This window comes from Bacteroides parvus, assembly GCF_017309675.2.
GTDB lineage: Bacteria > Bacteroidota > Bacteroidia > Bacteroidales > Bacteroidaceae > Bacteroides > Bacteroides uniformis.
Genome location: NZ_CP084680.1, coordinates 371,189 through 392,313, shown reverse-complemented (window position 1 = coordinate 392,313; position 21,125 = coordinate 371,189). Strand labels below are relative to the sequence as shown.

Annotated in this window: 17 protein-coding genes and 1 pseudogene; 15 read left to right on the top strand and 3 right to left on the bottom strand. The window is 48.3% G+C overall.

Going from position 1 to position 21,125, the window contains the following annotated elements:
* Positions 1–518 precede the first annotated feature (518 nt).
* Entirely contained in the window at positions 519–1,160 is a 642-nt protein-coding gene (locus JXR92_RS01635; RefSeq protein WP_117601313.1) for an HU family DNA-binding protein, read from the bottom strand.
* Positions 1,161–1,434: 274 nt separating this feature from the next.
* On the opposite strand from JXR92_RS01635, the gene JXR92_RS01630 reads away from it, so the two are divergent.
* Entirely contained in the window at positions 1,435–1,725 is a 291-nt protein-coding gene (locus JXR92_RS01630; protein WP_226791241.1) for a DUF3874 domain-containing protein, read from the top strand.
* Between the two features lie 49 nt (positions 1,726–1,774).
* Here JXR92_RS01630 and JXR92_RS01625 read toward each other — a convergent pair.
* Positions 1,775–1,888: pseudogene (locus tag JXR92_RS01625) on the bottom strand (AAA family ATPase); the annotation flags it as partial.
* A gap of 133 nt (positions 1,889–2,021) precedes the next feature.
* Here JXR92_RS01625 and JXR92_RS01620 point away from each other — a divergent pair.
* The 11 genes from JXR92_RS01620 to JXR92_RS01570 all read left to right on the top strand — a co-directional run bounded on the left by JXR92_RS01620 (position 2,022) and on the right by JXR92_RS01570 (position 15,910).
* On the top strand, positions 2,022–3,149 hold the full coding sequence (locus tag JXR92_RS01620) for a Rid family hydrolase (RefSeq protein WP_117601312.1): 1,128 nt from the start codon (positions 2,022–2,024) through the stop codon (positions 3,147–3,149).
* A 79-nt stretch (positions 3,150–3,228) separates the two neighbouring features.
* Complete coding sequence (locus JXR92_RS01615) at positions 3,229–3,843, top strand: DUF4369 domain-containing protein (RefSeq protein ID WP_005824998.1); 615 nt, start codon at positions 3,229–3,231, stop codon at positions 3,841–3,843.
* Positions 3,815–5,266, top strand: a complete 1,452-nt coding sequence (locus JXR92_RS01610; RefSeq protein WP_117601311.1) for a DUF6057 family protein — start codon at positions 3,815–3,817, stop codon at positions 5,264–5,266. The genes JXR92_RS01615 and JXR92_RS01610 overlap by 29 nt, the downstream gene beginning before the upstream one ends.
* 25 nt (positions 5,267–5,291) lie before the next feature.
* Positions 5,292–6,752 carry a TolB family protein gene (locus JXR92_RS01605; RefSeq protein ID WP_165491359.1) on the top strand — a complete coding sequence of 487 codons (1,461 nt, stop codon included), beginning with the start codon at positions 5,292–5,294 and terminating at the stop codon, positions 6,750–6,752.
* Positions 6,753–6,802: 50 nt separating this feature from the next.
* Complete coding sequence (locus JXR92_RS01600) at positions 6,803–8,569, top strand: DUF6057 family protein (protein ID WP_117601309.1); 1,767 nt, start codon at positions 6,803–6,805, stop codon at positions 8,567–8,569.
* Positions 8,570–8,579: 10 nt separating this feature from the next.
* Positions 8,580–10,040: a TolB family protein gene (locus JXR92_RS01595; RefSeq protein WP_370528743.1), complete on the top strand. Its 1,461-nt coding sequence runs from the start codon at positions 8,580–8,582 to the stop codon at positions 10,038–10,040.
* Positions 10,041–10,172: 132 nt separating this feature from the next.
* Positions 10,173–11,288: a glycoside hydrolase family 26 protein gene (locus tag JXR92_RS01590; protein WP_117966701.1), complete on the top strand. Its 1,116-nt coding sequence runs from the start codon at positions 10,173–10,175 to the stop codon at positions 11,286–11,288.
* 22 nt (positions 11,289–11,310) lie between these two features.
* Positions 11,311–12,483, top strand: coding sequence for a glycoside hydrolase family 130 protein (locus JXR92_RS01585; protein ID WP_206897502.1), 1,173 nt, complete (start codon positions 11,311–11,313; stop codon positions 12,481–12,483).
* 17 nt (positions 12,484–12,500) lie between these two features.
* Complete coding sequence (locus JXR92_RS01580; RefSeq protein ID WP_117601307.1) at positions 12,501–13,895, top strand: MFS transporter; 1,395 nt, start codon at positions 12,501–12,503, stop codon at positions 13,893–13,895.
* A 17-nt stretch (positions 13,896–13,912) separates the two neighbouring features.
* Positions 13,913–15,100 carry an AGE family epimerase/isomerase gene (locus JXR92_RS01575; protein WP_117601306.1) on the top strand — a complete coding sequence of 396 codons (1,188 nt, stop codon included), beginning with the start codon at positions 13,913–13,915 and terminating at the stop codon, positions 15,098–15,100.
* Between the two features lie 18 nt (positions 15,101–15,118).
* Entirely contained in the window at positions 15,119–15,910 is a 792-nt protein-coding gene (locus JXR92_RS01570) for an SGNH/GDSL hydrolase family protein (protein WP_117601305.1), read from the top strand.
* Here JXR92_RS01570 and JXR92_RS01565 read toward each other — a convergent pair.
* The gene (locus JXR92_RS01565) at positions 15,907–17,241 is read right to left on the bottom strand and encodes an aspartate kinase (protein ID WP_119961455.1); all 1,335 of its coding nucleotides are present in this window, start codon (positions 17,239–17,241) and stop codon (positions 15,907–15,909) included. The two genes, JXR92_RS01570 and JXR92_RS01565, sit on opposite strands and share 4 nt — an antisense overlap.
* A 304-nt stretch (positions 17,242–17,545) precedes the next feature.
* On the opposite strand from JXR92_RS01565, the gene JXR92_RS01560 reads away from it, so the two are divergent.
* The 3 genes from JXR92_RS01560 (at position 17,546) to kdpA (ending at position 21,095) form a co-directional block, all read left to right on the top strand.
* Positions 17,546–18,904 (top strand): sigma-54-dependent transcriptional regulator, encoded by a 1,359-nt coding sequence (locus JXR92_RS01560; protein WP_117966665.1) that lies wholly within the window; start codon positions 17,546–17,548, stop codon positions 18,902–18,904.
* Between the two features lie 385 nt (positions 18,905–19,289).
* A complete protein-coding gene (gene kdpF, locus JXR92_RS17525; RefSeq protein WP_055305132.1) occupies positions 19,290–19,370 on the top strand; it encodes a K(+)-transporting ATPase subunit F in 81 nt (26 codons plus the stop codon).
* An 18-nt stretch (positions 19,371–19,388) separates the two neighbouring features.
* On the top strand, positions 19,389–21,095 hold the full coding sequence (kdpA, locus tag JXR92_RS01550; protein ID WP_119961456.1) for a potassium-transporting ATPase subunit KdpA: 1,707 nt from the start codon (positions 19,389–19,391) through the stop codon (positions 21,093–21,095).
* Positions 21,096–21,125 lie beyond the last annotated feature (30 nt).

Genomic DNA, 21,125 nt, shown 5'->3' with positions numbered 1-21,125 from the left:
CCTTATACTCAAAGCATAGTTCAAACACTTGGTACTACTTTTACATTAATCCAGGCACATATACTATAAAATCTTTGAGTGCTACCAATGGAAATTATATTTATTGGGAGTATGGAAATGTTAGACAACCGCTTTCTGCAGGTAGGGCTTTCACAGTTCCTACGTCATTCTTCTCCACTGTGTTTTCTAAAGGAGCACTTTAAAATAATTAGATCTTATAAATAAGCTATTAAATTCAAAGCAGTTGTCGTTACCTCCGACCTCATTAGTCGTCCGTAACATCGGATAATTGTAAATGCATTAACCGAATAGTACAATTGTTTAATGGTTAAATCAGGAAAAGGCGGGTCGTGAGATTCGCCTTTTCGCATTCTTTCTCTATTGCCTTTCTGCATACAATTCACATTTCTTTTTGCATTACCCTTGATTTCCGGGCGCAGAATGTTCCTTTTTATCCCTTCACCTCCTTCTCCTATCCTCCTGTTCATCGGCTTTTTCGGTGAAACTGCTTTCCACCCTCATCGCCCCGTTTTTGCATCGCGCGACACACCGTAGTATCCCGGCATGGCCCGATAGATGGGTTGCGTGGGTTTCCCTACATTCTTCAGCTTGCCTTCTTGCTGCAACCGTTTCAGGTGGACGTTTGCGGTGGTGCGTGCCATGCCGCACAGCGCTTGGAAGTCACTGCGAATCAGCACGTCGTGGTCGGCAAAGTATTCTTTCAGCTTCATGTCTATCTCCACTTCCGAAAGCTTCAGGGAGTGGCGGGTGTATTTGCTGCGGATGGCACTGACTCCCGTCATCGCTTGTTTCAGCCTGACGTCGGGACGGAAGCTGATGCTCTTCAGCCGGAGTTTCAGGTGCTTGTTCGGGGTGCTGCGGGTCACTTTCTGTGTGGCTTCCAGGGTGGGGGCGAAGTAGCCCAGCCCTTCGATGTGCACCTCGTGCCCGTCGCGCAGTTCTTCGCCGCAGATTTGCGTCAGACAGTCTATCGCGTTCATTACGTCGCCCACCGTGAGCGAGCTGCGGGCATGTACGCGGTTGTAGAGCTGCCGCATGGTTATTTTCCCGTTGAGCAACGGGCGAGGATGGAGGCCTCTTTCTTCCGGGTCTTCCTCATTGGTGCCCGGATTCTCGTACCAGTCATATAGTATTGCCATATCAATAGGTTTTAGTGCGTTCAACGTATTTGCTTCTTCCCTCGGAAGTGTCTTTCTATAAGTGAACGACCCCGGTCGGCCGAACGAACAACTCTGGCTGTTCGATTGAACGACCTGGGTCAGCCGATTGGATAACTCGGGTCGTTCACTTATAAAGAATCGTGTAAAAGTACTGAAAATAAAGGGCTCTGCAGCATAAATAAGTATGTTTGTCGGCAGGAATGATTTTTGAAGAAAGCGGGACAACTGATAGCCTTTTCCGAAAGGCTGAAACATGCACAAAAAGAAATACCGAAACCGGGAGGAACGGGAAGAAAAGCGCCGCCGGAGCGCGAAAGCTGTAAGCGCACAACGAGGCTTTTTATCGTGTCAGTCTTGCCGAGGAAGCGGTCTGCAACTTGTTCCGTGCTCCGTTTCGGCAAAGAAGAGTCTTGACCTGACTGCTGCCGATATCTTCGACGAGCTGCAAAAGGCGCATCCCGCCCTGATGCGTGGCAGCAATCCCATGCAGTTCGGTTCAGTGCAGCTGCAGGCGGGGCTGAAACGTCTACGGCAATGTATATGAGGTGGTGAGAAGGAAAAAGAAGTTTCACCGGAAAGGGCTGAATGATAGGGAAATAATGTGAATATTTATATACTAAGGCGGTCTTGTCCACATAGAAATAACCGCCTTTGCGCAGCTTCTCAAAGTCCTGGATGCCGATGTGATAAATATTTTTGCTCCTAATAACTGTATATTTTATACTTTTCTATAAAAGTAACTTTTTTATAAGAACAAAACAAGCGAAAGTTGCGATTTTCACTACTCCTTGTCGGATAAAAAACTTATCTTTGCGATTGAAACAATCTCTCGTTAATGATATGAAATACACATCATACTCTTATCCTTCAGGCAGGGCGGAAGTGGCTGCATTTGTTGTAACCGGCGGAGTGACGGAATACCATGTGATGATACATGCCACCGACCCGAAACAGACCTACCGTGAGCAGATGAATGCCGTGCTGGATGCGTATGCCGCTTTACTGAAAAAAGAATTGCCCGGAGCCGTGGCGGTTTTTAAAAGATATTTCTTGAGTGATGCCGCCAACCAGGCGGAACTGTTGCTTGCCGCTACGGCGGAAAGCTCCGATTGCGCGCTGTCCGTGGTGGAACAATCGCCACTGGATGGTACCAAGATTGCTTTGTGGGCATATCTGCAGACCGATGTGCAGACACGAGTGCTGCCAAACGGACTGTATGAAGTGAAACACGGTGCTTATCGCCAGCTCTGGATGGGAGGCAGCTTCAACCGTGCCGCCAATTCGGAATACCAGATGCGTCTTTTGCTCAACGACTATGCTATGCAACTGATGGAAGAAGGGTGTACCTTGGCCGACAATTGCCTGCGTACCTGGATATTTGTGCAGAATGTGGATTGCAATTATGCCGGTGTGGTCAAGGCGCGCAATGAGATGTTTGTCACTCAGAACCTGACGGAGAACACGCACTATATTGCCAGTACCGGTATCGGTGGGCGTCATGCCGACCCGAAAGTATTGGTGATGCTTGACGCTTTTGCCGTAGCGGGATTAAAGCCCGGACAAATCAAATATCTCTATGCCCGCACACATCTGAACCCCACTTATGAGTATGGAGTCAGTTTCGAACGGGGAACGGCGGTGGATTACGACGACCGCCGGCAAGTACTCATTTCCGGTACAGCGAGTATCAACAACCGTGGGGAAGTGATGTATGCCGGAGATGTACGCCGTCAGACAGAACGGATGTGGGAGAATGTGGAGGCTTTATTGAAGGAGGCCGATTGTGGCTTTGGAGATGTGGGGCATATCATTGTCTATCTGCGTGATATGGCGGATTATACCGTAGTAAAGGAGATGTTTGATGAACGCTTTCCCGATACGCCGAGAGTGATTACGCTGGCTCCTGTCTGTCGCCCGGGGTGGCTGGTGGAAATGGAGTGTATGGCGATGAAGAAAATCTCTGATTAAAAATATTATCTTTGGTTAATTGAATATTAGGCTGACAGTTGGTAAACGCCTACCTTTGTTGAAATTCTAATGTATAAGGATGAAAACACGTATCTTGCTTTTTTGTATCAGTTGCCTTCTTTGGGCAAGTTGTGGAAATTCCGGACAGAATTATGTGATTGAAGGAACGTTGCCGTCGGTGAAATACGACGGGGAATGGATATACCTCGTGCCGATGGAGAATGCACCGGGGCGGGTGGATTCTGTAAAGATAACCAATGCCTCTTTTTCTTTTTCCGGACAAGGGGAGGAGATGAGGGTGTTGCGTCTGCGCCATCTGCTGCGTATCTACATCCAGGAACTGCTGGTGGTGACGGAGCCGGGAACCATACATGTGAAGGCCGACTCTGTCGGTTCGGTAACGGGCACTCCGCAAAATGATGCCCTTCAGAAATGGAAAGAGGGGAGGGAAAAGAAGCAAGAGGCTTACCATTTTATCCGGACGGGACTACGGAATGCCACCGGAAAAGATTCACTGCATCTGATACGGATACGTGACAGTCTGAGGATGCAGGAGCAGGAAACGAACTTTCTGTTTTTGAAAGAGCAGGGAAACAATACGTTGGGGACATTCATGCGGAAGATGGTGCGTGGCTCCTTGACGGAAGAACAACAAAAACTGTTGGATGAAAGCTTGCAGAAGGAAATACATTGAATGGGGAGCGGCAGGAATCGGTGCTTTGGCGTTGTTTCTTTTTTTCTTCCGGATATTGCCCTATCATCTGTTCCATCGGGAGCAGACACAGCTCTTTTTGCTTGCCACCGAACCATTGGCCGGGTATCTGCGGCATCCGGCGGCTCTGGCACGTCTGTCAGGAGATTTCCTCACTCAATTCTTTTATTACGAAGGGGGTGGCCCGACCATAATGGCTGTCGTGCTGTTGCTTTGGGGAGTGGTGGTGTTTCGTTTGTTGGCTCCGTACATGGGACGTTGGGCGTGGATTCCTACGGTGTTGGCGGTGGCTTGGGAGGCAGGAAGGCAATGCGGATTGAGTTATCCGCTTTCCGGCACAATCGCTTTAACCGGTATCGGAGGTATTTTGTTGTTGTGCCGTAGCTGCATGCGACGTTCGTGGAAGTCGGGCTTACCGGTAAGCATATTGGCGGTATTGTCCGGCTATTGGCTGTTTGGCTGTGGCGATTGGTCGTCACGATGGTACAATATGCCCGATTTAGGGCGGGAATATCTTTTGGCGTTGGATTCGGAAATGTATTTCGGCCGTTCGGAAAAAGTACGGAAACTGTTGGCAGAGGGTGAATACCGTTCTCCGTTCACTGCCTATTATTATAATTTGCTGAATGCACAGCAGAACCGGCTTCCCGACCAGCTGATGGATGGTTATCAACCGGCTTCGCAAGGGCTGTTTCTGCCTGTGGCTCCCCATTCTACCTACCTTACTATTTATGCAGCCAATGAAGTCTGGTTTGCGTTGGGAGATATGACGATGGCTGAACATGCCGCCATTTTGGGAATGATTTTTTCTCCGCACCACACTGGGGCAAGAGCTGTCAAGCGTTTGGCGGAAATCAACCTGGTGAACGGTGATGAGGCGGCGGCCATGAAATATCTTCGTCTCCTGCAAAAGACAATGTGTTACCGTGATTGGGCAGAACGGCGTATTCCCGGAAAACAGACGGCCGAAGTTTGCCAATGGCTGGAACGGAAGCGGTTGTTGTTGCCTGCAACGGATACTTTACGTTCTTCTGCCAACATTCCGCTTTCACTTCGTCATTTGTTGCGTAACAATCCTGATAATGTGTTGGCATGCGATTACCTTCTCTGCTTTGATTTGCTGAATAAGGATATTGGTGCTTTCGCCCGGGATTATCAAGAGTTTGCTGCCCATCGGATACCTTCCAGACTATATGCCGAGGGACTGCTTGTCTATCTTGCGGGCAACAAGTCTCCACTGGATGAAGTGAGGAAGTGGAATATTCCGCCTCAGGTATTGGATGAGTTTGGCGATTATACCCGACTGTACGAGGCGAATGGTGGTAATGGTGCCTCTTTGCAAGCCAAATACGGAAAAACATATTGGTTTTATTTCCACTATGCTACGATGAAAAAGGAGAAGTGATTTATGATGAGCGATGAATAGAGATATGAAATATATACAGGTTGTTGTGGAGCTGTTGCTGTGCTGCTGCCTATATGCTTGTAGTCCCTGTCCGGAGTCTGTACAGCCTGCAGACCGGTTATTGGAGCTCTATCCTGAATATCAGGATGTAACCATTCCCTGCAATGTGGCTCCTTTGAATTTCCTTGTGCGGAATGAAGGGGTGGATGCGGTGTGCGTGAGTGTAAAGGGAGCATCGGACAGCTTGCAGATAAACGCGCGTGGGAACAAGGCGGTGTTTCCCTTGAAAGCCTGGCGTGCATTGTTGGAAGCGGAGAAGGGGCATACTTTGGAAGTGACTGTTACTGCCCGTACCAGCGGTCGCTGGCTACGCTATCCTTCTTTTGCATGGCAGGTGGTGGCGGACAAGCTTGACGCCTATGTCAGTTACCGTCTGATAGAACCCGGTTATGAAGTATGGAATGCCTTGCAGATACGTGAACGGTGCATTGAGAATTTTGAAGAGCGTATTTTGGCGGATAACAGTCAGACAGACGGCAAATGCATGAACTGTCATGTGCACGGAGGAAATAGTGGCAACCTTTCGATGTTCCATCTTCGGGGCGAGGGAGGGGGGACTATCCTGAACCGTGACGGCAAGCTCCGTAAGCTTGCCTTGAAGAATGGACAGATGATATCTGCGGCTGTCTACGGGGATTTCCATCCTGACGGGCGGTATGGTGTGTTCTCGTCTAATGTGATTATTCCCATGTTCCATACGGAAAGTAACCGCCGTCTGGAAGTTTACGATACCGTCTCCGATTTGGCTGTCGCCGATTTTGACGGAAACCGGATGATTGTGTCTCCGCTTACGGCGGATTCCACCGTATTAGAAACTTTTCCCACTTTCTCTGCCGACGGGAAATGGATATATTACTGCTCGGCTCCAGCTGTTCCATTGCCGGACAGTGTACAGCAATTACGCTATTCGCTTTGCCGCATTGCGTTCGATGCCAATCACGGCACCTGGGGCGACCGCGTGGATACCCTTTGGAATGCCCGGCTGGAGAAAGGCTCCGTGTGTCATCCGAAAGCTTCACCGGACGGCCGCTACCTGCTCTATACCGTTGCTGATTATGGAACATTCCCCATTTGGCACCGGGAGACGGAATTGCAGCTGATGGATTTGCAGACGGGTGCCATCGATTCCCTGCCAATGGTCAACTCCAACCGTTCGGACACTTATCACAGTTGGTCGTCAGGTAGCCGTTGGTTTGCCTTTGCCAGCAAGCGGGGTGACGGGCAGTACGGGCGGGTTTATTTTGCCTATCTGGATGCCGAAGGAAAGGCGCATAAGCCTTTTGTGCTACCCCAGTCCGACCCTGAAAAAGACGATTTGACATTGAAATCCTACAATATCCCCGATTTGTCGGCCACTCCCGTTCCTTTTGATGCTTCTTCCATCAAGCGGATAAACCGGCAACTGAAGGCTGAGGAATTCAAATGACAAGACATACAGAGAGTAACAGATTGTAAATAATAAATTGTAAATAGTAAATGTTCTTATTTCTGAAAAAGACTTGGAAGATAGGGCTGTCGATACTTTTCGGCGTAGCGGTGCTTCTCTTTTGGGGAAACGTATATCCGGCCCATATTTCCTATCAGGAGCAGTTCCAGCTTTTCTTGTTCGATGCCGACTACTGGTGGAAACGGATAGCGGTTCCCGGTGGGTTGGCCGATTATATCGCTGAGTATCTGACGCAGTTCTATTATCACGTGTGGGCGGGAGCTTGTATTCTGGCTTTTTTGTACGTGTTGTTGCAACGGTTGGTTTGGAAACTGGCGAAGGAGCAGGGTGCGGCTGATGTGTATTATCCGCTGAGTTTTCTGCCTATCATTGTCTTGTGGCACTTCATGGGTGATGAAAATGCGATGCTGTCATTGGTGGTGGCTCTGCTGTTAGCATTGTCTGCATCCTGCTGGTATGCGGATTTAAAGGGGAAGTGGCTGCGTGTGGCGTACATTCTGATAGTCCTTCCGCTACTTTACTGGACAGCGGGTGCGGCACACTTTATCTTTATGGGCTGGGTGATTGTACGCGAGTTCTTGTTGAATCTTAAAGGTAAGAATTTCTGGGGTGGTGTCGGAGTGTTCTGGGGGGTAGGATTGTGGGGTATCGGCTGTCCGCTATTGGCAAGCATGTGGGTACAATTTCCTATTTACCGTCTGATGGGCGGTATAGGATATTACCGTTTCCCGGCAGTGATTCCCTGGATAGAGATAGGGCTTGCCGTATTGCTGGTTGTCCTCCCTTTCCTGCTGGCCGCTTTGCCCGCTTTGAAGAAGAAACCGGTATTTTATGGAGTTCTGCAAGTGGTGGCGGTAACATTGTTCGGTTATTACTACGTGGCAGCCGGTTGCGATATGGATAAAGAGGAAGCGATGGAGTATGACCAGCTGGTACGTAATAAACAATGGCAGGAGGTTATAGAAAAGGCAGAAGAGAAGTCGCCGGTTTCACCTTTCGGCGTGACCTGCCTGAATCTTGCTTTGGGAAAGATGGGACAGATGGGCGACCGCATGTTCGAGTTTTACCAGAACGGGACGGAAGGGCTGCTACCGGAGTTTCAGCGTGACTTTACTTCGCCGTTGCCCACCAGTGAGGCGTATTATCATTTGGGGATGGTCAATACGGCACAACGTTTCACTTTTGAGGCGATGGAGGCCATACCTAACTTCAACAAGAGTGGCCGTTGCTTCAAGCGTCTGGCAGAGACGAACCTGATAAACGGGCAATACGAAGTGGCAGCCAAGTACCTGCGTTTGTTGAGGAAGACAATCTTCTATAAGGATTGGGCGGAGGATGCCATGACCTATCTGTATAATGAGGAAAAAATCAATGCCCACAAGGAGTGGGGTTGGTTGAGGCAGATACGCTATACGGAAGACTTCTTGTTCAGCAGCCAGGAAACGGACATCATGCTGGGGCTGCTTTACCAGCACAACCACCGGAACCGGATGGCATTTGAGTATATGCTGGCCTATGTCCTGCAGCAACGTGATTTGGAACGTTTCATGAAGTACTATCCGCTGGGTAAGCATGCCGGCTACGACCATATTCCCCGCAGCTATCAAGAGGCGTTGATATATGTATGGACACAGACGCACAAGAACTTCCAGGGTATGCCGTGGAGCATTTCGCCCCAAGTGGTGCGGGATGTAACGGAATTTGCGCGGATATATACCTCGCAGCAGAATGCCCGGCAGATGTTGGAGGCGCGTTTCGGCAGTACATACTGGAATTATTTGCTACTAAGAAAGTAAAATGAAAAAGATGAAGAATATAGCTGTTTGCATAATGGCTGCATGGTGGTTTGCCGCTTGCAGCAATTCGGTGACTTCCCCGGAAAGGGTGGATGAATGGCCGGATATCTATCCTGACTATATCGGTGTGACTATTCCTGCAACCATTGCTCCCATGAATTTCAATTGTATTGGCGGAGCGTACGAACGTGTGGATGTGACCGTGATCGGAGGAAAGTCCGGAGAGATGCATGTTAATGATAAAATAGTATCATTTCCGCAAGAGGCATGGCTAGAGCTTTTGGAGGAGAACAAGGGTGATAGCCTTCAGTTTACGGTATGTATCCGGAAAGATGGCGAGTGGAAACAGTACCGCTCTTTTCCCATGTATGTCAGTCCGTATCCTATAGATTATGGGGTGGTATACCGCAAGCTGGCTCCCGGATATGAAGTTTATAGCAAGATGGGCATTTATGAGCGCGACCTTTCTTCGTTCGAGGAGCGTTCCTTGCTGGAGAATACCATGGTGCCGGGCATGTGCCTGAATTGTCATGCTTTCAACAAAACAAATCCGGACCATCTGAGCCTGCATGTCCGTGGAAAGAACGGAGGGACCTTGATGCAGATAGACGGGAAGCGCGAAATGCTGGATACGAAAACGGATTCCACTCTCTCTGCGGCTGTATACCCTTATTGGCATCCAAGCGGCAAATATATTGCCTATTCTGTCAACAATACGCGCCAGTCTTTCCATGCTGTGAAGGATGAACGTGTGGAAGTGCTCGACTTGGAATCGGATGTACTGGTCTACCATCCCGAGACACATGAATTGCTGCTCTCCCCCTTGCTTCAGAAGAAGGAAGTCTTCGAGACTTTTCCCGTGTTTTCACCGGACGGACGCAAATTGTATTTCTGTGCAGCGGAGGCCAAGCCGATACCGGCGGAATATAAGGAAATACGTTATAGCTTGTGCAGTATAGATTTTAACCCGGAAGACGGGACATTTGGCGAAACGATAGATACGCTGGTCAATGCGGCAGCTATGAAGAAAAGTATCTCCTTCCCGAGACCTTCGTACGACGGCGAATATATCATGTTTACTTTGTCGGATTACGGGAATTTCTCAATTTGGCATAAAGAAGCCGATTTATGGTTGTTGGATTTGAAGGATGGCGGTATGCGTCCCATAAAGGAGGTGAACAGCGATGATACGGAAAGTTTCCATAATTGGAGCAGCAACTCTCGATGGTTTGTGTTCAGTAGCCGCAGGGGAGATGGGCTTTATACCCGTCTGTATCTAGCAAGTATGGATGAGAATGGGGTGGTGGGCAAGCCTTTTCTGCTTCCTCAGGAAAATCCGTGGGAGTATTACGACCGTCTGGTTTACTCGTACAATGTTCCCGATTTTACAAGCGAATCGGTGAAGCTGGAACGCCGGAAGGTGGAACGGGGAATTGTCTCGCGGAAGCGCGTTCCGGTGAAAGTAAGATGATACGTTTTTTATATTCTGTTTTTTAATATAGTAAAGGGATAAAATTGTATCATTTTCTCTTGGTGCAATCCGCTATCTTTGTACTAGGAATTAGTGGTACCAATAATAATACCGTAATTGAAAAACATGGATATGAGAAAAGTAAAATTTGTTACGATGATGCTGGCGGTGAGTCTGTTGACCGCCTGCGGTTCTTCCAAGAAAGAACAGAGTGTGAATGAAGAGACGGCTGCTGCACGTACGCAGGAAACGGAGAGATTACTGGCTAACTTGAAGAAAATCCCTTCCAAAGGTATCATGCTCGGCCATCATGACGATACGGTATATGGTATCGGCTGGGAAGGTGAGGAAGGCCGTTCGGATGTGAAAAGCGTGTGTGGCGACTATCCGGCTGTCATCAGTTTTGATTTGGGAGAGTTGGAACTAGGGAATGCCGCCAATCTGGATAAGGTGCCCTTCGATAAAATCAGGAAAGAGATAATCAATCAGTATCAGCGGGGCGGCATGGTTTCGCTCAGTTGGCATGCGCGCAATCCTGAAACGGGCGGTGATGCCTGGGATGTATCGGATACGACGGTGGTGAAGTCCATCCTGCCCGGTGGAGAGAATCATCAGAAGTTTGCCGGCTGGTTGGGAGGAGTGGCCGATTTCCTTCATTCGTTGAAGACGGCGGACGGCGTGAAGATACCCGTACTTTTCCGTCCCTGGCACGAACACAGTGGCAGCTGGTTCTGGTGGGGCGAGAAACTGTGTACCCCTGAAGAGTATAAGACATTGTGGCACATGACAGTGGACACTCTGCAGGCCAGGGGAGTGGATAATGCACTCTATGCTTACTCTCCGGGCACGGAACCCAAGGACACAACGGAATATTTGAAGAAGTATCCGGGCGACGAGTTGATAGACGTTATTGGCTTCGATACCTATCAGTTCGACCGGGATACCTATCTTGCCGGGATGGATAGGGCACTTTCCATTATCGACAGTATAGGGAAAGCACACAATAAGGTGATTGCTGTGACCGAAACCGGTTACGAAGGAATCCCCGATGCCAAATGGTGGACAGGTACTCTGCTGCCTGCGTTAAAGAAATATTCGCTTGCTTATGTGCTGGTGTGGCGCAATGCCCGTGAAAAGGTGACCCATTACTATGCCCCCTATCCGGGACAGACATCTGCGGAGGATTTTGGGGAGTTTTATAACAATCCCAAGACGCTGTTTGCAGCCGATGTAAATCTGTATCAATAAACAAACAATCAATATAACAGACATGGAAGCTTTTAAAGAAAAGGTAGAGAGGCTCTTTCAGAAACACGAAGAGCTGATTACGAGAAAGAATGTGGCCGTGGAAGACGGCAATGGCATATTCACACGTTATAAATATCCGGTAGTGACGGCTGCTCATACACCTGTATTCTGGCGGTATGATTTGGATGAGAAGTCCAACCCGTACCTGATGGAACGCATCGGTATGAATGCGGCCATGAATTCGGGGGCCATTAAGTGGAATGGCAAGTATCTGATGGTGGTACGTGTAGAGGGCGCTGACCGCAAGTCGTTCTTTGCCGTAGCCGAGAGTCCCAACGGCATTGATAATTTCCGGTTTTGGGATTACCCTATCACCATGCCTGAAGATACGATTCCGGCAACGAATGTATACGACATGCGTCTCACGGCTCATGAGGACGGCTGGATTTACGGTATCTTTTGCGCCGAACGCCACGACGACAATGCGCCCGCCGGTGACTTGTCCTCGGCTACGGCTACAGCTGCCATTGCTCGCACCAAGGATTTGAAGAATTGGGAACGCCTGCCCGACCTGAAGACCAAGAGTCAGCAGCGCAACGTGGTGCTGCACCCGGAGTTTGTAGATGGCAAGTATGCCCTCTATACCCGTCCGCAGGATGGCTTTATTGATGCCGGTAGCGGTGGTGGTATCGGCTGGGCGCTGGTGGATGACATAACCCATGCCGAGGTGAAGGAAGAGAAGATTATCGACCAGCGCTACTATCACACCATCAAGGAGGTGAAGAATGGTGAAGGTCCGCATCCCATCAAGACTCCGAAAGGCTGGTTGCATCTGGCTCATGGTGTCCGCGGTTGTGCCGCCGGATTGCGTTATGTGCTTTATATGTACATGACTTCTTTGGAAGATCCGACGAAACTGATTGCCACTCCCGGTGGGGCCTTTATGGTACCCGAGGGTGAGGAGCGTATAGGTGACGTAAGCAATGTGCTTTTCACCAACGGCTGGATTGCCGATGAAGACGGAACTGTATTTATTTACTACGCTTCTTCTGACACGCGGATGCATGTAGCCACTTCTACCATTGACAAGCTGGTGGACTATTGCATGAATACGCCTGCTGACTGCTTGTCTTCATCAGCCTCGGTAGAAACGTTGAAGAGACTGATAGACAAGAATCTGCAGATAATGAAATAATAAAAATACAACATACTATGGCAACACTAAAAGAGAAAATCGGTTATGGTTTTGGGGATATGTCTTCCTCTATGTTCTGGAAAATATTCTCCTATTACTTACCGTTCTTCTATTCGAATATTTTTGGCTTGAGCTTGGCTGATGCAGGATTGCTGATGCTGGTGACACGTATTTGGGATGCAGTGTCCGATCCGATGATGGGAGTCATTGCAGACCGTACTCATACGCGTTGGGGCAAATACCGTCCTTATTTATTATGGATTGCAGCTCCTTTTGCCATTGCTGGGATTTTACTTTTTACAACGCCCGACATGGGGACAACGGGTAAGCTGGTATGGGCTTATGTCACTTACATCCTGATGATGACGGTATATACGGCAATCAATGTACCATACGGGGCTATGCTGGGAGTAATGACTGATGATTCGAATACAAAAACGGTTTTCTCTTCTTACCGTATGTTTTTTGCATACGGAGGTAGTTTTATCGCTTTGGGAGCATGGGAGCCATTGTGCAATTGGTTTAAATCAATGGACTATAGCAATGCTTCCAGTTGGCAATATGCCATGGTATGTATTGCCACGCTCTGCTTTTTAGGCTTTCTGTTTTGCTTTAGCATGACGCGCGAGCATGTCAAGAGTGTGGCGTCCGAATCTATCGGCAAGGATGTGAAGTCGCTGGTGCGCAATTCGCCTTGGTGGATATTGAACGGTGCGGCGTTGCTGTCGAATTTCTTCAATACGGTGCGTGGAGCTACTGCCGCCTACTTCTTCAAGGACTATATCAGTGCCAATGCATTCCTCGATTTTGGGGTATTCAATCTGGTGTTGTATGCCGGTCTGTTCCTGATGGTGGGTGAAGTGTGTAATATGATTGGTGTGGCGCTGGCTGTGCCTCTTTCCGTGAAGTTTGGAAAGAAGTCAACCTATATCATTTCGCTCGTGTGCCTGGTAGTATTCAGTGTGCTCTTCTTCTTTGTGCCGAATGACGGGCTGGGATGGTGGCTGATGATGGTTTTCCAGGTGCTTATCTCCATTTGTACCGGTATCGTATCCCCGCTTATTTGGAGTATGTATGCCGATGTGGCCGACTATGCCGAGCAGAAGGACGGTACGTCATCTACAGGGCTGATATTCTCTTCTGGCTCTATGGCACAGAAGTTCGGCGGTGCATTTGCTGGCTGGGCAGTAATGGCGCTGTTGGCATTCTTTGGTTACAACACTGCAGAGAATGCTGTGCAGACGCCCGAAGCGCTGGATGGCTTGAAGTATCTGATGAGCTTTATTCCTGCTGCGATAGCTGTACTTTCCATTCTTGTCGTATTCGTCTACCCGTTGAACAAGACGCGTATGGCAGCCATCAATGCAGACTTGAAAAAGCGTCGTGAGAACCTTCAGCAGAATAACTTATAACTTAAACTCATAGAATAGTGGATATCAAGAAGATGAAGCAGGAGATGGAGGAGGAGTTGGTCTCCAATATCCTCCCCTTCTGGATAAACAGAATGACGGATGAAGTGAACGGCGGCTTCTACGGCCGTATCACGGGTCGAGAGGAGGTGAAGCCCGAAGCTGAAAAGGGGGCCATCCTGAACGCCCGCATCTTGTGGACCTTTTCGGCTGCATACCGCTTGCTGAGGAGGCCGGAGTATCTGGAAACGGCTACGCGTGCCAAACGCACTCTTATCGACCGTTTCTACGACAATGAATTTGGCGGAGTTTATTGGTCTCTCGACTATAAAGGCAATCCGCTCGATACCAAGAAGCAGATTTACGCTTTGGGTTTCGCCATCTACGGGCTGAGTGAATATGCTCGTGCCACGGGCGATGATGAAGCACTGGCATATGCCATCCGCTTGTTTGAGACGATTGAAGAGCATAGTTTCGACCCCGTGAAGAACGGTTATTGTGAAGCCTTGACCCGCGAATGGGGAGAGATAGCCGACATGCGCCTCAGCGCCAAGGATGAGAACGAGCGCAAGACGATGAATACCCATCTGCATATTTTGGAACCTTATACCAACCTTTTCCGGATATGGAAGGATGCTCGTCTGGAGAAGCAGCTTCGTAATTTGATAGGTCTTTTTACTGAACGGATTCTGAATATCAAGACCGGCCATCTAGAATTGTTCTTCAATGATGATTGGGTGAGCAAGTACCGAATTGTCTCCTACGGGCACGATATCGAAGCTTCCTGGTTGATACACGAGGCTGCCCTTGTTCTGGGCGATAAGGAGCTCCTGGAGAAAGTGGAACCACTTGTAGAATACATCGCTGCCGCTGCCGATGAAGGATTGACGCCCGACGGCAGCATGATATACGAGACTTTTCTGGATAAGGGAAAGACCGATACCGACCGCCACTGGTGGGTGCAGGCCGAGAACGTAGTGGGACATGCCAACCTCTACCAGCACTTTGATGACGAAGTGGCCATGCAGAAGGCTCTCCGATGCTGGGGTTTCATCAAGCAGCATCTGGTAGACTACAAGTACGGAGAATGGCATTGGAGCGTGCGTGCCGACGGCACGGTGAACACCGATGATGACAAGGCGGGGTTCTGGAAATGTCCGTATCACAACGGACGTATGTGCATGGAAATTATTGAACGTTTTTCATAGGTTTTCTATCATAAGAAGATGAATAGATTGATGGTTTTGGGGATTCTTGTCTGGATGGGGATTGCGCTGCACGCGCAATCTCTTTATCCGGACTTCAGCAAGCTGAACTTCGGGTGCGACGGAAACAGCATTACCGCAGGCGAACAATGGTCTAAGACTGTAGTGGATAAACTCGGATTCGCTACACATCACAACGTGGCGGTCGGTTCTGCCACATGGGCATGCCATCCCGATACTCAGGATTATGGCAGCGAAGCTTTTGCCGGCATCTCCGGCGGTTGGCAGGCTACGGAGGATAAGCATGAGTTGCAGATGCGGCACAACAACGTGTCAAAGGTGCATATCCAGAAGTTCATAGCCGAAGTGGAAAGTGGCGCTTACCCTGCGCCCGATGTCTTTGTGTTCTCTATGGGAACGAATGACCGTAACTTGGGTAGTGCCGAAGAGGCCCTTAAAGGGAAGACGCTCGATGAAGTAGATGTCAACACCATGGCGGGCGGTGTCCGTTGGTCCATTCAGACCATTCTGGAGCATTATCCCCAATGCCGCGTATTCGTGTGCACGCCGATTCAGACCGGCAACCCCGAACACAATGCACTGAATCTGCAGAAGATTGCCATCTTGCGTGAGTTGTGCCGGGCGCTTTCCGTGCAGCTGATAGACTGTTACTCCAACTGTGGTATCACCGAAAAGTTTGAGCAGCCTTCCGGTAGTGGGCGCTATCTGCGCGACGGGTTGCATCCCGACAAACCGGGGCAGGAGCTGATGGGCCGTTACATCGCGAAGGAGATACGGAACCATTTCTTTTAGTTCCGTTCTGCATATTCCGGTTGGAATAACTTATCATTTAGGGCTTGTAAAGCCCTTTTTTTGTCTGTATTCTTAATGACGAATGCCACGTCATTATTGCTGCTGCCATATGAAATCATCCGTAGGGGGATGTCCTTTAGCGCCTCCATAATCTTTGCCTCAAACCCGGCAAATTCCCATTGCATGTTGCCCACCACGGAGACGATGGTCATGCGGTCTTCTACCAATACATGGGCATATTGGCGTAGTTCGGAGATGATGTTCGATAAACGAGTGCAGTCGTCTATAGCCACAGATACGTCCAGATTGGAAGATACCAGCAGGCAGAGGGGGGTACGGTACTTGGCAAAAATGTCGAAAATCTTGCTGATGAACAGATAGGGACACAGATTATGGTTCGATTCGAACTTTATGTATATGATGTGGTCCTTGGCGGCTATGGCCTTGATGATATTGTCGTCCTGCAGGTTGGAAATCAGCGTGCCTTCTGCCGATGGTTCCATAGAGTTAAGCAACCGGACGGGAATATTCCTTAGGCGTGCCGGAGCGATACAGAAAGGATGCAGTATCTTGGCACCATAGAAGGCCAGTTGTTCGGCTTCGTTGAAGCTGAGGCGTTTCACGGGGCGGGTACCTGACACCTCGCGCGGATCATTGTTGTGCATGCCATCTATGTCCGTCCATATTTGTATCTCGTCTGCTTGGAGGGCGGTGCCAATGAGGGAAGCAGTGTAATCACTGCCGCCGCGTTTCAGGTTATCTGTTTCGTTATAGGCATTCTTGCAGATGAAACCCTGAGTGATGAAGAGATTGATGCCGGGATGGCAGGCAAGCTGTTCTCGGAGTTTTTGTTCTATATATTCCAAGTCAGGTTCGTTGTCGGGGCCGGTACGCATGAAGTCGAATGCACAAAGCAGTGCATTGGGAATTTTCAGCTCGCGCAGGTAGAAATGCATCAGAGCGGTACTGATAAGTTCGCCTTGTGCCAGCACCTCCTTCTCTTCGACGGAGGTGAAAGAGTTCTTGGTAAATTTCCATAGTTGCTGGAAGCGGTCGAGGATATAATCTATTGCTTCCCGTTTCAGTTTCTCGTCGGTCAGCAACCCATTGGCAAATTCGATGAACTGGAATTCCAGCCGGGTGATGCGGTCGTGGGCTTGTTCCATTTCACGGTTGAATAAGTTGGCGGCAATCTCCTCCAGATGGTTGGTAGTGCCTGCGGTGGCAGACAGTACCACAATCTTGGGTGTTGCATCTTTAATGAGTGTTGCTACATGTTTCATTCTCTCTACGGTGCCGACGGAAGTTCCGCCGAATTTACAAACTTTCATTTCTTGTTTCTTTTTTAACAGTTTCATAATTGCATTCATCCGGAGGTTCTTCCTTCCGGCTTTTCATTTCAGGTGGCCTCTTCCCAAAATGAAAGGGGGGAGGACGGGGCTTGCCACCTGAGCTTGGCCTGCATAATGCCGTTGTAGCATTGCCGTGGTGGGATATTCATGCTCTGGCTGGTAGCAGGCTCTTGGCTTTTCATTTATAAAAGTTCAAAAGATGTGCCGTCGATATTCGGGAAAAGCCTTATATTTGCACACCCCTGTTTTTACCGTTATCAGTTTAAAAACTTATCGAATAGATATGAGTAAGATTCTAATCATTGATGATGAAGTACAAATCCGTACTCTTCTGACGCGTATGATGGAGTTGGAGGGGTATGATGTCTGTCAGGCCGGTGATTGTAGGGCTGCCCTGAAACAACTGGAACTCCAAAATCCTGATGTTGCTTTGTGCGATGTATTTCTGCCCGATGGAAATGGGGTGGACTTGGTGTTGGCTATCAAGAAGGCGGCACCCAATGTGGAAGTCATTCTGCTGACAGCGCATGGCAATATCCCCGATGGAGTACAAGCCATCAAGAACGGTGCTTTCGACTATATCACCAAGGGAGACGATAATAACAAGATTATTCCTCTGATAAGCCGTGCCGTAGAGAAAGCGCGTATGAATGTACGGTTGGAAAAACTGGAGAAGAAGGTGGGGCAGACGTACTCTTTTGATTCTATCCTGGGAGAATCCAAAGTTCTGAAGGATGCCGTTTCATTAGCTCAGAAGGTGTCGGGAACTGATGTTCCTGTACTGTTGACTGGAGAAACGGGCACGGGTAAGGAGGTATTTGCCCAGGCCATCCATTACAGTAGTAAGCGTGCACGGCAGAATTTTGTAGCGGTTAACTGTTCTTCGTTCAGCAAGGAGTTGCTGGAAAGTGAAATGTTCGGTCATAAAGCCGGTTCGTTTACCGGTGCATTGAAGGATAAGAAGGGACTGTTCGAGGAAGCGAACAATGGGACTATTTTTTTGGATGAAATCGGTGAGATGGCGTTTGAACTGCAAGCCAAGTTGTTGCGTATTCTTGAAACCGGTGAGTATATTAAGATAGGTGATACGAAACCTACCCGTGTCAATGTCCGCATCATTGCCGCTACGAACCGCAACTTGTCCCAGGAAATTGTTGCCGGACGTTTCCGTGAGGATTTGTTTTATAGATTAAGCGTATTTCAGATACATCTGCCGCCATTGCGCGAACGTGCAGGTGATATCCGGCTGTTGGCGAAGGCCTTTATAAAGAGTTTTGCAGAACAGCTGGCGCGTCCGGTGGTTGAAATAGCTCCCGCATTTCTTGAAGCATTGGACTCCCAACCGTGGAAGGGAAATATCCGTGAATTACGTAATGTGATAGAACGTAGTATGATTGTTTGCGAGAGCGGACATCTGGACATTGCTGATTTGCCGTTTGATATTCAGAATGCCCATTATGAACACTCCAATGATTCAAGTCCCGGCAGTTTTGAACTTTCAGCTATGGAACGCCGGCATATTGCCCGTGTACTGGAGTATACAAAGGGGAATAAGACAGAAGCAGCCCGGTTATTGAAAATAGGTTTGACGACGTTGTATCGGAAGATTGAGGAATACAAGATCTCAGAACGCCTTCTATAATAGGGGGCTCAGTATACGACTGAGGTACCTTCGATATAGGACTGTGGCAAGATTATTTTTGAAACAGTCTTAGAAGCAGAAAGTGCCTATGGACTAAAACATATCAAAACAGGTTGCACCTTTTCATTTTGAAAAGGTGCAACCTGTTTCTTTTTATACTTATGTAGTTTGTATTTTGTTGATAATTAATGATGTATGTCATGCGCGCTCTTTTTGGCACATATTTGGCATATTCCCGGCAGACAAAAATATGTAGTAACATTTTAAAAGGTAAAAACATGGGAATAACAGTATCATTTATTTTTTGCCTATTGAGCGGCTTGTTCGCCTTTTGGCTTTTCTGGAAATGTGTAGATTGGTTTGAGAAGATTTAAAAGAGAGAATTATGTACACAGCTTTATTTGTATTAGGTATTGTAATGTTCGGGTATCTGACTTATGTGCTGATAAGACCCGAAAAGTTTTAATGAATGGAGAGTGGAGAAATGAACACTGAAATTTTAGGTGTAGCCTTGCAGATTGTTCTGCTGATTGTGATATCCTATCCTCTGGGAAAGTATATTGCCAAGGTTTACAAAGGCGAAAAGACATGGTCGGATTTCATGAAGCCGGTCGAGAGATTGATTTATAAAGTGGCCGGAGTCAATCCGGAGGAAGAGATGAACTGGAAACAGTTCTTGAAAGCCCTGCTGATTCTGAATGCCTTTTGGTTTGTATGGGGCATGGTGCTACTCTGTACACAGCAGTGGTTGCCGTTAAATCCGGATGGAAACGCTAACCAGACACCGGATCTGGCATTCAATACATGTATCAGTTTTATGGTGAACTGTAATTTGCAGCATTATTCTGGTGAAAGCGGACTGACATATTTTACACAGTTGTTCGTTATTATGTTGTTCCAATTCATTACCGCCGCTACCGGTATGGCAGCTATGGCAGGTATCATGAAGGGTATGGCTGCTAAATCGACGAAGACTATCGGTAACTTTTGGAAGTTCTTGGTTTTGAGCTGTACACGTGTATTATTACCGCTTTCGTTGATTGTGGGCTTCATCCTCATTCTACAAGGTACTCCGATGGGATTTGATGGTAAGCTGGAAGTTCAGACGATGGAAGGACAAACCCAGTTGGTTTCACAAGGTCCTACGGCAGCGATTGTTCCTATCAAGCAATTGGGTACGAACGGTGGCGGTTACTTTGGATGTAACTCTTCACATCCGTTGGAAAATCCTACTTACCTGACGGACATTGCAGAATGCTGGTCTATCCTGATTATCCCTATGGCAATGGTCCTTGCACTTGGTTTTTACACCAGACGCAGAAAGATGGCCTACTCTATCTACGGCGTAATGCTTTTTGCTTTTCTTGTCGGTGTTTGCATCAACGTTTCGCAGGAGATGGGAGGTAATCCGCGCATTGATGAGATGGGAATTGCCCAAGACAATGGAGCAATGGAAGGTAAGGAAGTCCGTTTAGGGTCTGCTGCTACTGCTCTTTGGAGTATTGTGACTACAGTTACTTCCAATGGCTCTGTAAATGGTATGCATGATTCAACGATGCCTCTTTCCGGTATGATGGAAATGCTGAACATGCAGATTAATACGTGGTTTGGAGGTGTGGGTGTAGGTTTCATGAACTATTATACATTCATCATTATCGCCGTATTCATCAGTGGACTGATGGTGGGACGTACTCCGGAATTCCTCGGTAAGAAGGTAGAGGCGCGTGAAATGAAGATTGCTACCATTGTGGCACTGCTTCATCCGCTTATCATCTTGGGCGGTGTGGCACTTTCTTGCTTTTTGTTCGCTCATTATCCTGAATTTGTGGCAGGTGAAGGCGGCTGGTTGAATAATCCCAGTTTCCACGGACTAAGTGAGCAGCTTTATGAATATACTTCGGCTGCGGCCAATAATGGTTCTGGCTTCGAAGGATTGGGCGACAATACTTACTTCTGGAACTATACTACCGGCTGGACGCTGATTTTAGGACGTTTCTTGCCTATCGTAGGTCAGGTAGCCATTGCTGGTCTGTTGGCCGGAAAGAAATATGTTCCGGAGAGTGCCGGTACGCTGAAGACGGATACAGTAACTTTCGGTGTGATGACTTTTGCCGTTATCTTTATTGTGGCTGCCTTGTCATTCTTCCCGGCACATGCATTGAGTACGATTGCTGAACATTTCAGTTTGTAATAGTAGTTTGTAAAAAGTAATTTCATAGGT